The following is an 11,878-nucleotide window of genomic DNA, read 5'->3' as shown; positions in this document are numbered from 1 at the left end:
TTTTTATTTTACTCCATTTTAAAAATAAAAAACTCCCTAAAAGGAGTTTACTTTTCTAAATGGAGCGGGTGAAGGGAATCGAACCCTCACAATCAGCTTGGAAGGCTGAAGTTCTACCATTAAACTACACCCGCAAATCAATTACATATTAAATACTACATAATTGATTTTGATATGTCAATACTTTTTTTCAAAAAATTAAATTGAAATTTTTTCTGTTAAAGAAAAAAATAAAGTAATTAACGCATAACTTCTATATTTATAAAAGAAGTTATTATCTTGAAAGTTTACTAACATATGTTTTTGATTCTGAATTTCTGGTCACTCAATAATATTACTTGGTGTTGTAATAATAAAAACTTCATTTTTAAATTGAATTAAATATTCTAAAGTTCTTATTGTAGTTTCAGTGTCTCTTCCTGTTAAAAGAACAACTATTAATTCATTTCTGAAATCAACATGTTTTGCAATTTCTAAATTAATTGATAAATCAATTAATTTAGCTTGAATTCCCAAATTTGTTAATGCATCTTCCAAAAATTTTGCTGAATACATTCCTTGAAATGATGGGCAAATTCATAATTTTTTAACTTTCATAATTTTTGCTGCCAAATCTGAAATAAATTCGTCATTTTGCTCAACTCAATCATTAATTATATTAATCATTTGATTTTTATTTTCTGAACTTCCCAAATTTACTTTTGCAGAATTTTGCATTACATTTTCATATTCAACTCTTAATCTAATTATTAACTCTTTATAACCTTCACATAAGCAGGCTTTTGCAAATTGAGTTACAGTTGCTAAAGAAACAAAACAAGTTTCAGAAATTTCATTCTGTGTTTTGAATACTCCAATATTTCAATCTGTTAATATTTGCTTTCCAATTAGCTTAAAAGTTGTATTCTTATTGTCTTTAATTAAGTTTTCTACGCGTTCATATACAGATAACATAAAATAAGTCTCCTAACTCTTTATATTAATAATTATTATATTTTTGTTTTATAAAAATAATTATTTCATTGCAAACATCATCAAAGTTTGAATAATCATGTTCAAATCAGTTTACACCCTTTAATTGATTTTTAAATCAAGTTATTTGCCTTCTTGCATAGTGCCTGTTATTTTTTTGCATTAACTCTATGCATTGCTCATAGTCAATTTCCTTTTCAATAAATTTTATTATTTCAGGACCTCCAATACATTTTAAGGCCTGAGCAGATTTATTAAAATTATTTTTTATATAAGCACTTCTTATTTCATCAAATAGTCCTCTGTCAGTTAATTGTAATACTCTATTATTTATCTTATTATATAAGTCACTTCTGTTCGGTATTAAGCCTATAATTAATAAATTATCATATATGTAATTTTTATTGTTTTTAATGATATTGCTTTTAATGTTATCATTTAATTTGTTAATTTCTAATGCTCTAATAATTCTATTCCTATTATTAGGATGAATTTTTTTTGCTTCCAAATTATCAATTTTGTCTAGTAAATCTCATAATTCCTGATTACTTAAATGTAAAAATTTATTATTAAAATTACTAATATGATCTTTTGAAGTAAAATTGTAATCCATTATTAAAGCATTCACATATAGTCCAGTTCCGCCAACAATTATAGGATTTTTGTTTCTTGATATAATATCCCTTATTTTACCCCTAGCCTCTTTTTGAAAATCAGCAACAGAATAAGTTTCATTTACTTCTCTAATAGAAAGTAAATGGTGTTTTATTCCTTGCATTTCATCAGAGTTTATTTTATTAGTTGCTATATCTGTTCCTTTATATATTTGTGTTGAGTCTGAATTAATACACTCACCATTAAATTCTTTTGCAATTTTAATTGATAAATCTGTTTTTCCACTTGCAGTTGGCCCGACTATTAAAATGATTTTTTGCAAGCAAAACACTCCCCCAAAATTAAAAGAATTTATAATAAAAAAAATATTTCCGCCCGCTATAAAATGCATGAGATAGGAAATACTTATTTATTGAGCGGTCTTAAATGTCTCACACAAACATAAAGAATAACAAATATTCTTGGCGTCCCGAAGGACAAGATAATTATATAATAAAAAAATACCTAAACAGGTATTTTTTTATTATTTCTTAGGTGTTATAGTTCTTATTTCAACATTGATTTTTTTTGGTTCAACAACAGATGATTGGAATAAAACTGTTTTTCTTGTCTTGCTCAAAGCATTTCCATGAATTTTTACTTCTTTTTTAAAATTAAATAGTCCAGAAATATCTCTTGAACCTGTAACAACAGCTGTTCAAGGTTGATCTACTTTACGTTTTACCCTAGCATTTAATCAGTGCAATGCAACAACGTTATTTACATCGTCTGTTTCACCCTCAGGATCAATTAAAGCATAAACTCAACCAAATTCTGATTCTAAACCAAATTCATTTGATTTAATTAACGCTCCAGCAATATCTTGTCTATAAATTGTTTGATTTGTTGCTGAAACTGGTTCTGCTTTTTCTCAAATAAATTTTTCTTGTCCTTCAGATAATTTAATTGATTTATCCACTATTTTTGTTGGTTTTGGATCAGTTACTTTTTTTCTTGTTTGAATGTGTTCTGATCTTTTTGCATTTGAAGCTGCTTTCTTAACAGCTACTTTATCTGGTCCTTTTTTTGAATTTGCCATATATTTCACACCGTCTTTCTAATAAAAAATTAATAAATTTTGATATTTATCTACTTATGATACCAAAATATGTTTATATTATACATTAAAAAAAATAATTTATCTATAAGGTGTAAAAATTAAACATATTATGTTTTTTGCAAGGGCAAATATATCCATACAATAATATTTTATATTAAAGATTTATTTTTTTACAAATAAGTAAAAAAATAAATCTAAACTTCTTAAAAAATAAAAAACTTCATTAAAATGAAGTTTTAACAATTACTATTTTCTTAATCCTAATTTTTCAATAATTGTTTTATATCTGTTAACATCTTTACTTAGTAAAAAGTTCAATAAGTGTCTTCTTTGAGAAACTTTTTTTAATAAACTTCTTCTTGAAGTGATATCTTTTTTATGAATTGCTAAATGTTCAGTTAAGTTTTGAATATCAACTGTTAAAATTGCAATTTGAACTTCTGCTTTTCCAGTATCTTTACCATTATCACCATAATCTTTTACAATTTTCTCAATTTGTGATTTTGAAACCATTCTTTTAAAATTCTCCCTATTAATTCTTGATTGAAATTGTTTTAACAAAGTTATAATTTTAGGGAAATCATAACAACGTAAAAACATCAATACTTATTAAGTATAACAAATTAAAACTCTTTTATTCTATTTTTTCTAAAATTTCAATAATTTCTTTATTAAAATTAGTTATTTCATTAAAAAATATAGAGTTATTGATAATATTAACTATATAACTTTGATTTAGAATATTAATTTTATATTTTCCATTTGCTAATTTAATTGATATTTTATCAATTAAATAAATATTGTCACTTTCTCTTTTAATCTCAAGAAGAAAGTTATAATTTAAAAGCTTATTAAGTTTTTTTATTTCACCTTGTTCAAATAAATTTTTTAATTGTGTTGATGAAATATCTTTATTTCTTTTAAAAATTATAATATTTTCACTTCCAAAATATTGTTTTAAAAAATCTGCATTTCCCTTACCCATATATCCAAACTTAAAATCACTTCCAACAATTATTTTTGAAGCATTAAGTTTATTTAATAAAAAATTACAAAAATCATTTGGAGAAATCATTAAAGTATGATTATTTACTTGAATTTCAAGTAAATAATCAGGATTTACATTGTCTTCAATTAATTTATATTTAATTTTTTGTGATTGAATATTATTATTAATTTTTTTTAGAAAATCATTAACTTTTTGAGAAAAAGTTATAACAATTGACTTTTTATTTTCTTGAATTGCAAGTGTTTTTGTCTTTTGAATTATTTTTTGATGTATTTTATGAAAACCATCAAAAAAACCAATACAAATAATAGTTTTTGTATTGTCAAAGTTAAAATTTTGATGATCACTCAAATCTGAATTAATTTTAACCATTTTTATTATCTCTTTCAGCCTCTGATAAAGTTTCTCACGGTGATTCTTCTCAAAGTCCTCTTTGACATTTATATAAATCATGTGCAATATGTTTATAAACTGCAATAACCTCTTTATTATCATCAATTATAAAAATTAATGGAACATTAATTCCTGGTAAATTTATTGCTCTACCTTGTTTAATATCTTTTATTTTATGATACTCTATTAAATCATGCTCATTTTGCATTAAAGAATCATACATACTTAATAAGTCACTTTCTTGAATTTCTTCAATGTTTTTTGCTTGATTTAGTTCAAAATTTCCAGAACCTATTCTTTCTAGCTCTAAAACTGTTGCACTAGTTCCTAAACCTTTTGCAATATCTGTTACTAAACTTCTAATATATGTTCCTTTACTAGAGTTTACAAAAAGTTTAATCGTTCCTTGTTTTTGATTAAAATCTATTAAATTACATTTTTTAATAGTAACTGTTCTTGGAGTAATTGAAATTTCTTGATTATTTCTTGCATATTCATAAAGTTTTTTTCCTTCAATTTTAACTGCAGAATACATTGGTGGATATTGGTCATAAATATATCCATCATATTTATTTAATATTTCTTTAACTAAGGACTTAGAAATTTTTTTATATTCTTCTTCTTCAACTATTTTTCCAGTTATGTCTTGACTATCAGTTTGTAAAAACAATTTCATAGTCACTATATAACTCTTATCGCTACTTAAAAGATAATTTGAAATTTTAGTTGCTTGATTTACTAATACAACCATTAATCCACTTGCTAATGGATCTAAAGTACCTGCATGACCAATTTTTTTTAAATCAAATTTCTTCTTAATTTTTTGAATTAAATCATTTGAAGTAATTCCCGATGGTTTATTTACTAAAAAAACTCCTGATTTTTGAAACATAATTATCATCTCCTGAAAATAGTACTAGATTTATTATACATTCCTTCTAGTTGCTTCCAAATTAAATTTGAAATATTTTTATGGTATAATAATAAAAATTGAAAGTGAAGTGGTTTTTATGCTTGTTAAATCAGATTTTTATAAAGAAATAGAAGCTGAGTTTAAGATTATTTCTGAAAAAGAACATTTAGGTAGTGGTGGCACACCAGTCAACAACTTAAATACTAAAATGTTTTATTTATCAAAACATCAATTCAATTCATACCTTGAATTTGATCAAGCAATTGTTACAGAAATTGCTTCAACTCTTCAATCACTAGAAGATATTATTGTTAAAAAAGCACTAACTTATCAAGAATTAGCAAGAGATTCATTTAATGAAGATATTGACCCACAAAAATGAATTGATTATGCACAAAATGAAGCACAAAAATTAAGTTATGAAATGTATAATGATAAAGAAATTAAATATTTAAGACATTTCCATATAGTTTGGTTAACGTGAGTGTTTTGTGATGAAGAATTAAAAAAATTAAGGATTAAGGCAAGTCGAGATTTATATCATCATATTGGAAAAGTCGAAAAAGATTACGTAAAAAAACGTACTGAAATATTAAAATCAAAAAAAGATGAAGAAAAATGATAACATTTTAGTTATCATTTTTTATTATTCACTGTGATTGATCTATTTTGTCTATTGTTTGAACAATTAATGAAGCCAATTGTTCAGGGTTATATAATGATACAAATGGATATTTTCTATCAAAAAAAGGTTTTAGATAATTTAATTTACTTTGATATTTTACTAATCAATTATTTGCTATTTTATTTAATTCCGCCATTGCTTCTCTTTGTTTTGTAGATTTTATTTCACTTTTTAACTCCGATTTTAAATTTGAATATAGCTCATTGGACTTATTTGTTAATCATTTTTGAAACATTGCTATATTTGCTATTCCTGTTTTTATTAGAGGAGAAACAATATATCTATGTCCCTCATTTTTAAATTTATCTCAAGAAATTCCTGAAAGCCCTTCCACATTTGAAAGATTATTTTGAATATATGTTTTTTGATCATAATCATTTGTATCAAAAATATTAATATTTGTTAAATAATCAAGTGGCATTTTAAAATTTGAATTTGTATTTATAGAGTATCTTGAAATATTTTCAAAAATTTCTTCATTCTGAAAATTAAAACTATTAAAATAATAAGTATTTGTTTGATTAAATTTATGAATAATAAAAGTAATAAGATCATAAAATTTCACATTTTTTTTAATTCATAATTTAAAATTATTAACTAATAAAAATTTTTTTATATCAAGTTCTTTTTCAGTATTAATATAAATATTCAGAATAAAATTTTCTAGTGTTTTTGAAATAAATTCATAAAATCATCTTAAAATTAAAATATCAATATTATAGGTGTAACAAAATTCATTTTTCATTACATAATTTATTAATCTTTTTAATGAAAATAATAATCCTGAACTTAATTTATTTGCATATTTAAAATCTCTTGTTAATTGAATTGCTAAATCTTCTTGTAAATTTTTATTTCCATTTGCAATATAGAATTTTGTCTTATCTTTTTTTAAAAAAATTAATGATATAATTCTAAAATTTATTATTATATTTTTAAAATTAAAAATAATATTTATATAATTTTTATCAGTATGAATTTCATTTATAATTTTTGAATCCTTACATATATTCAAAACTTCCTCTTGCAAATCAACTGGTTTAGAATTAATTTTTGAAAAATATCTTAATGCTGCCAAATCTATATTTAAGACTTTGTTAAAAACATTATATGAATTGTAGGCGAAATCACCTATTTTATGTAGTTTTATATTTTTCTCATTAAAAGATTTTTTTAATAATTTAAAAAAACTATTTATTTTATTAGCAAATTCAATATTTTCAGTAGTAATCTTTTTGACTTGTATATTAAATTTTCAAATTTCTGAATTCAATTTCATTATTATCTCCTAATTAATCTCAAAATTATAATATTGCAAAAAAACCAAAAATATACCATTTTCTTTATTTAAAGGATAAATTGGTCTTGAAATGATTTCCATTTCTAAATTATCATATTTTTTTGAACTTTTTTTAATTGATATATTTGTTGTGCCTTGCATATTTTTTAAATAAGCTACTGTATCATATCAGTAATAAATCTTATTAGGTTTATTACTTCAAATTTTTTTACAAAAATCTAAATAAAAATCTAAGAATTTTTTTGTATCAGTATGTGTTTTATTAAAAACTCAAATTAAATTTACTAATTTAAAAGAATTATAAAACTTTGAAATTTTTTTGTTTTTTTTATAATAAATAAGTTTTGATTCTAATAAATTGTCAACATCTTTTTTGGAAGAAAAATTAAATGCAAAAGATTTATCTAATCAAACTCTAAAATATTCATTTTTTAAAAGTTGATATTGAATGTCTGACATAATATTTATTTTAAATATTAAACGTTGCTTCTTATTTATATTTTTTAATTTAATAATATAAAATAAAATTTGCATTTTTTTCATTAAAAGTTTATTTAAAATTCTAAATGTTTTAACAAATTCTAATGAAAAACTTCTTTTATATTTATTTTTACTACAAATAATTAATGGATAATCTTTATGCAATAGTACTGTTCTTATAATAATAGAAAACCCAATTAAATTATTTTTATAAAAACTAATTTCAATTGAATCATTAAAAATAAATAGTTCCTTATTATTCAATAATTTATATTTTTTAGTTTTCCATTCAACTTTAACATTATCACTTATTTCATATTTTTTAACCAACTTTTTAAAAATTAATTGGTTGATTTCACAAATTCAACAATCAGCAAAATGCTCCTTTGTAGATATTTCACTTTCATAAATTTTATACATTTTTTTACTGACATATTTAATTGCTAGTAAATCTACATTAATTTTTTTATCAAAATTATAAATTGAATCTATTGCATAACTTCCATGTTTCTTTACAATTAAAAAGTCAGATAATTGTTTTTTTATAAAATAAATATTTTTATCAATAAATTTTTTTAAGTTATAATCTAATTCTACTTTTTTTAACTGATCATTAATCAATTTAACATCTTCAATAATAAAATTGACATTTTTTTCATTTTTCATCAATTTTCCCTCATTAACTTTTTTCATATTTTATACAACTTATAATGAATAATGGAACAGTTTCTGCTCTCATAATATTTTCTCCTAATGTTATTGATTTATAACCAATTTTTTTTAAAAGATCAAGTTCATCCCTTTCAATACCACCTTCTGGTCCAATTACAATACTTATTGAACTAAATTTATTTTTTAATTCCTTTTTAAAAGTTAATTTTTTTTCTTCTTCTCAACAAACTAAATTTAAATCAGCTTTATATTTTACTAATTCATTTAAATTTCTAATAACTGGTTCAATTATGGGAACAAAATTTCTTTTTGATTGTTCAGCTGAACTTTTACAAATATTTGTTCATCTAGATATTTTATTTTCTTCTTTTTTAAAATCAATTTTTACAACATTTCTTTTAAATTCAACAGGAACAATTTTTGTTACACCTAATTCTGTTGCTTTTTGTAAAATAAAGTCCCATTTTTGTTCTCTTATAATACCAACAATTAAATTAATTTCTATATATGATTCTTCAAATTCCAGCTTTTTTTCAATTTTAGCATAATAAATTTCATTAGAGATTTCAACTATTTTACATAAATACTTGTTTGAATTATATACACAAACTATTTTTTCATTTATATTAATTTTAATAACATTTTTTAAATGATGATAATTTTTTTCGCTTAATTCGAAAATATCTCCTTTTAAATTATCTGTAAAGTAATTATGCATAAATTCCCTCATTATCTAAAATAATTATAATATAATATTAAATGAGGTGAATATAATTTGAATTCAAATTTTTGTTTGTTTAGATAGGAGATTTTAAAAAATTACAATGAAAAAAACTGATGAATTAAATCAAGATATTGTAGCTATAAATACAATAGACTTGGAGTATGAAATCAGCAAACTTAACAAAACAAACAAACGTGCAAGAATTAAGAGTGAGACTCTAAAAATAGCTCTTGTCAGTTTGTTACTAAGTATGTCTACAGCTGTTAGTTTTATTAATGTTATCATTCCCTTATTTATTACATCAGTAAATGTGGGATTTGCTTTAAAATATTATATTATAGCTATAAGCTTTCAAGTAGTCGGTATATACTGGGGTATGACTCTAGGTTTGTTAGATGGTTTATTACAATTTTTAATCTGAGGTCTAAGTCCTTTATTTAGGCTTACATCTGCTATTGGATTGATGATTTGAGTAGTTTTATTTTGATTACTATATGAAAAAGTTTTTAGGATATACAATATTGAAAACAAATACGGTAAAGCTGTTGCTTCAACATTTGCCAGTATGATAATTTTCATTTTTGCTCCTTTTAGCTCAGCAATATTGAATTATATTTGGACATATATTGAATATGGTAATGGTTATGGAATTATAATCTTTTTCAACGCTTGATTAAGTTTTATGATTTTTGATTTATTTGCAATTATATTATTCACACTCACTACAAGTAGAATTCAAAAGATTTTATCCAGATTGCAAAAATAAAAAAAGATTGCTTTAAAGCAATCTTTTTTTATTTAACTTCTTTTAAAATTTTTTCAATTTTATTTGCATTTTCTAATGTTTTATCCAATTCAAAATTCAATTCTGGTACACTTCTCATTTCAACTTTACTTGCAAGTAACTTTCTTATTTCCTTCAAATTTTGTTTTAGTTCATCTTCAACTTCTTCAACATTTGCTGTAGTATCTAAAAATGAATAGAAAACTTTTGCATGACTCATATCATTTGTAAGTCTAACTTCATGAATTATTAAAGAATTTAAATATTCACTGTCTGGGAATTCTCTTTGTAAAATCAAATTCAATTCTCTCAAAATAGTTGATTGAGTACGTTCTATTTTAATATCTTTTGACATAAAATTATTTCACCTCTTCTATTTTATATGCTTCTATAATATCATTTTCTTTTAAATCATTAAAGTTTTTAATTGTAATTCCACATTCCTGACCTTCTTTTGCCTCTTTTATATCATCTTTTTTATTTTTTAAAGAAGATATCTCTCCTGTATAAATAACAATTCCATCTCTTAAAATGTGAACTTTTGAGTTTCTAGGAACTAATCCACTCATAATTCTACATCCAGCAATTGTTCCTACTTGTGAATGTCTAAACAATTGCCTAACTTCTGCTTCACCAAAAGTTTTTTCCTCAAATACTGGATCTAACATTCCTGTTGCTGCTTCAGCAATTTCTTCAATTAATTTATAAATAATATTATGTAATCTAATTTCCACACCATCATCTTCTGCTTTTTGTCTAACTTGTGAAGTTGGTCTAACATTAAAACCATAAATTAGAGCGTTTGAAGCCATTGCAAGTGTAACATCACTTACAGAAATTGCTCCAACAGTTGCACGAATTACATTTATTTTTACACCTTCAATATTAATTTTTAACATTGAATTTCTAACTGCTTCAACTGTTCCTTGAGCATCGGCTTTTAGAATAATATTAATTGATTTTAATTCTCCTGCTTCAATTTGATTTTTTATTGAATCAAGAGTAAAACTATTGTTTTTTTGTCTTGCATCATTTGTTTGTTTTTCAAATTGTGCTTTTGCAATATCTCTTGCAATTTTCTCTTCTGAAACAACAATAAATTTATCTCCAGCCTTTGGAACTTCATTTAATCCAATAATTAAAGCAGGTTGACCTGGTTTTACCTTTTGGATTTTTGATTGATTTTCATTCTCAATATCTTTAATAGATCCAAAAGTTGCACCAGCAATTAAAATATCTCGTAAATTTAATGAACCATTTTGAACTAAAATTGTAGCAATAGGTCCACGATTCTTATCCAATTTAGCTTCAATTACTGTTCCTGTTGCAAATTTATTTGGATTTGCTTTTAAATCTTTTAACTCTGAAACTAAAAGAATAGTTTCTAAAAGACTATCTAATCCAATTTTAGTTTTTGCTGAACCATTAATAAATGGAATATCTCCACCATATTCTTCTGCAACAATACCAAATTTCATTAATTCAATTTTTACACGTTCTGGATCAGAATCTGGTTTATCTATTTTATTTACAAAAACAATTATTGGAACATCAGCTGCTTTTGCATGGTCTATTGCTTCTTCAGTTTGTGGCATAACTCCATCATCAGCTGCTACAACTAAAATAACAATATCTGTAACTTCACTCCCTCTTGCTCTCATTTCTGTAAAAGCCTCATGACCTGGAGTATCAATAAATGTTATTTTTTCACCTTTTATTGATGTTTGATAAGCACCAATATGTTGCGTAATTCCTCCAAATTCACCCTCAGTTACATTTGCATCTCTTATCGAATCCAACAAAGTTGTTTTACCATGATCAACATGACCCATTATTGTAACAACAGGTGGTTTTGTTTTTAAATCTTTTGGGTCATCTTTTTGTTCGAAAGTTTCAAATATATTTTCTTTTGTAACAGACATTTCCTTTTTAAAATAATATCCAAATTCTAAACATAATTCACCCATTTGTTCTTCAGATAAAATTTGATTTTGAGTTACCATACTTCCATTAGTAAAAAATCACTTTACAATTTCAGCAGGCCCCTTGTTTAATTTTTTTGCAAAATCTGCAATTGAAAGTGGTTCTGTATATATAAAAACACCATCAATTAAACCTGTTTCTTTTGTTTCTCTTAACTGATTTTTTAGATTAGCAGTATGAGCTTTGGATTTGTTTTTGGCTACTTGCTTTTGATTATTATTTTTTTCCTTTTTTGCCATATCTACATCT

13 protein-coding genes and 1 tRNA gene are annotated in these 11,878 nt (G+C 23.5%); 2 read left to right on the top strand and 12 right to left on the bottom strand.

Translation table 4 applies throughout. The features are described 5' to 3' along the window. Positions 1 to 60: 60 nt before the first annotated feature. From STAIW_RS01940 to truB, 7 genes are all read right to left on the bottom strand, one after another. Positions 61 to 134, bottom strand: a tRNA-Gly gene (locus tag STAIW_RS01940). Between the two features lie 64 nt (positions 135 to 198). After that, a complete protein-coding gene (locus STAIW_RS01935; protein ID WP_020834179.1) occupies positions 199 to 954 on the bottom strand; it encodes a MurR/RpiR family transcriptional regulator in 756 nt (251 codons plus the stop codon). Between the two features lie 25 nt (positions 955 to 979). Continuing rightward, positions 980 to 1,909, bottom strand: coding sequence for a tRNA (adenosine(37)-N6)-dimethylallyltransferase MiaA (gene miaA, locus STAIW_RS01930; RefSeq protein ID WP_020834178.1), 930 nt, complete (start codon positions 1,907 to 1,909; stop codon positions 980 to 982). 201 nt (positions 1,910 to 2,110) lie between these two features. Beyond that, entirely contained in the window at positions 2,111 to 2,665 is a 555-nt protein-coding gene (locus tag STAIW_RS05635) for a hypothetical protein (RefSeq protein WP_020834177.1), read from the bottom strand. Between the two features lie 267 nt (positions 2,666 to 2,932). Beyond that, positions 2,933 to 3,199: a 30S ribosomal protein S15 gene (gene rpsO, locus STAIW_RS01920; RefSeq protein WP_020834176.1), complete on the bottom strand. Its 267-nt coding sequence runs from the start codon at positions 3,197 to 3,199 to the stop codon at positions 2,933 to 2,935. A 121-nt stretch (positions 3,200 to 3,320) separates the two neighbouring features. Continuing rightward, positions 3,321 to 4,067, bottom strand: coding sequence for a nucleotidyl transferase family protein (locus tag STAIW_RS01915; protein WP_020834175.1), 747 nt, complete (start codon positions 4,065 to 4,067; stop codon positions 3,321 to 3,323). Then, positions 4,060 to 4,980, bottom strand: coding sequence for a tRNA pseudouridine(55) synthase TruB (truB, locus tag STAIW_RS01910; RefSeq protein WP_020834174.1), 921 nt, complete (start codon positions 4,978 to 4,980; stop codon positions 4,060 to 4,062). Before truB ends, STAIW_RS01915 begins: the two co-directional genes overlap by 8 nt. Positions 4,981 to 5,098: 118 nt before the next feature. On the opposite strand from truB, the gene STAIW_RS01905 reads away from it, so the two are divergent. After that, the gene (locus STAIW_RS01905) at positions 5,099 to 5,626 is read left to right on the top strand and encodes a hypothetical protein (RefSeq protein ID WP_020834173.1); all 528 of its coding nucleotides are present in this window, start codon (positions 5,099 to 5,101) and stop codon (positions 5,624 to 5,626) included. Between the two features lie 4 nt (positions 5,627 to 5,630). On the opposite strand, the gene STAIW_RS01900 is transcribed toward STAIW_RS01905, so the two are convergent. The 3 genes from STAIW_RS01900 to STAIW_RS01890 are packed head-to-tail and all read right to left on the bottom strand — an operon-like array spanning position 5,631 to position 8,856. After that, positions 5,631 to 6,965, bottom strand: coding sequence for a hypothetical protein (locus STAIW_RS01900; protein WP_020834172.1), 1,335 nt, complete (start codon positions 6,963 to 6,965; stop codon positions 5,631 to 5,633). Positions 6,966 to 6,974: 9 nt separating this feature from the next. Continuing rightward, positions 6,975 to 8,132: a hypothetical protein gene (locus tag STAIW_RS01895; RefSeq protein WP_020834171.1), complete on the bottom strand. Its 1,158-nt coding sequence runs from the start codon at positions 8,130 to 8,132 to the stop codon at positions 6,975 to 6,977. Between the two features lie 13 nt (positions 8,133 to 8,145). Beyond that, positions 8,146 to 8,856 (bottom strand): RsmE family RNA methyltransferase, encoded by a 711-nt coding sequence (locus STAIW_RS01890; RefSeq protein ID WP_020834170.1) that lies wholly within the window; start codon positions 8,854 to 8,856, stop codon positions 8,146 to 8,148. A 106-nt stretch (positions 8,857 to 8,962) separates the two neighbouring features. Here STAIW_RS01890 and STAIW_RS01885 point away from each other — a divergent pair, with 106 nt between their 5' ends. Next, positions 8,963 to 9,628 carry a hypothetical protein gene (locus STAIW_RS01885; protein WP_020834169.1) on the top strand — a complete coding sequence of 222 codons (666 nt, stop codon included), beginning with the start codon at positions 8,963 to 8,965 and terminating at the stop codon, positions 9,626 to 9,628. A 28-nt stretch (positions 9,629 to 9,656) separates the two neighbouring features. On the opposite strand, the gene rbfA is transcribed toward STAIW_RS01885, so the two are convergent. After that, positions 9,657 to 10,001 carry a 30S ribosome-binding factor RbfA gene (rbfA, locus tag STAIW_RS01880; RefSeq protein ID WP_020834168.1) on the bottom strand — a complete coding sequence of 115 codons (345 nt, stop codon included), beginning with the start codon at positions 9,999 to 10,001 and terminating at the stop codon, positions 9,657 to 9,659. 4 nt (positions 10,002 to 10,005) lie between these two features. After that, complete coding sequence (gene infB, locus STAIW_RS01875) at positions 10,006 to 11,868, bottom strand: translation initiation factor IF-2 (protein WP_020834167.1); 1,863 nt, start codon at positions 11,866 to 11,868, stop codon at positions 10,006 to 10,008. Positions 11,869 to 11,878 lie beyond the last annotated feature (10 nt).

Origin of the sequence: Spiroplasma taiwanense CT-1 (genome assembly GCF_000439435.1) — a bacterium.
Classification (GTDB): domain Bacteria; phylum Bacillota_I; class Bacilli_A; order Mycoplasmatales; family Mycoplasmataceae; genus Spiroplasma_A; species Spiroplasma_A taiwanense.
Note: the sequence above shows the minus strand (reverse complement) of the source record. Positions and strands in the feature narration are given on the sequence as shown.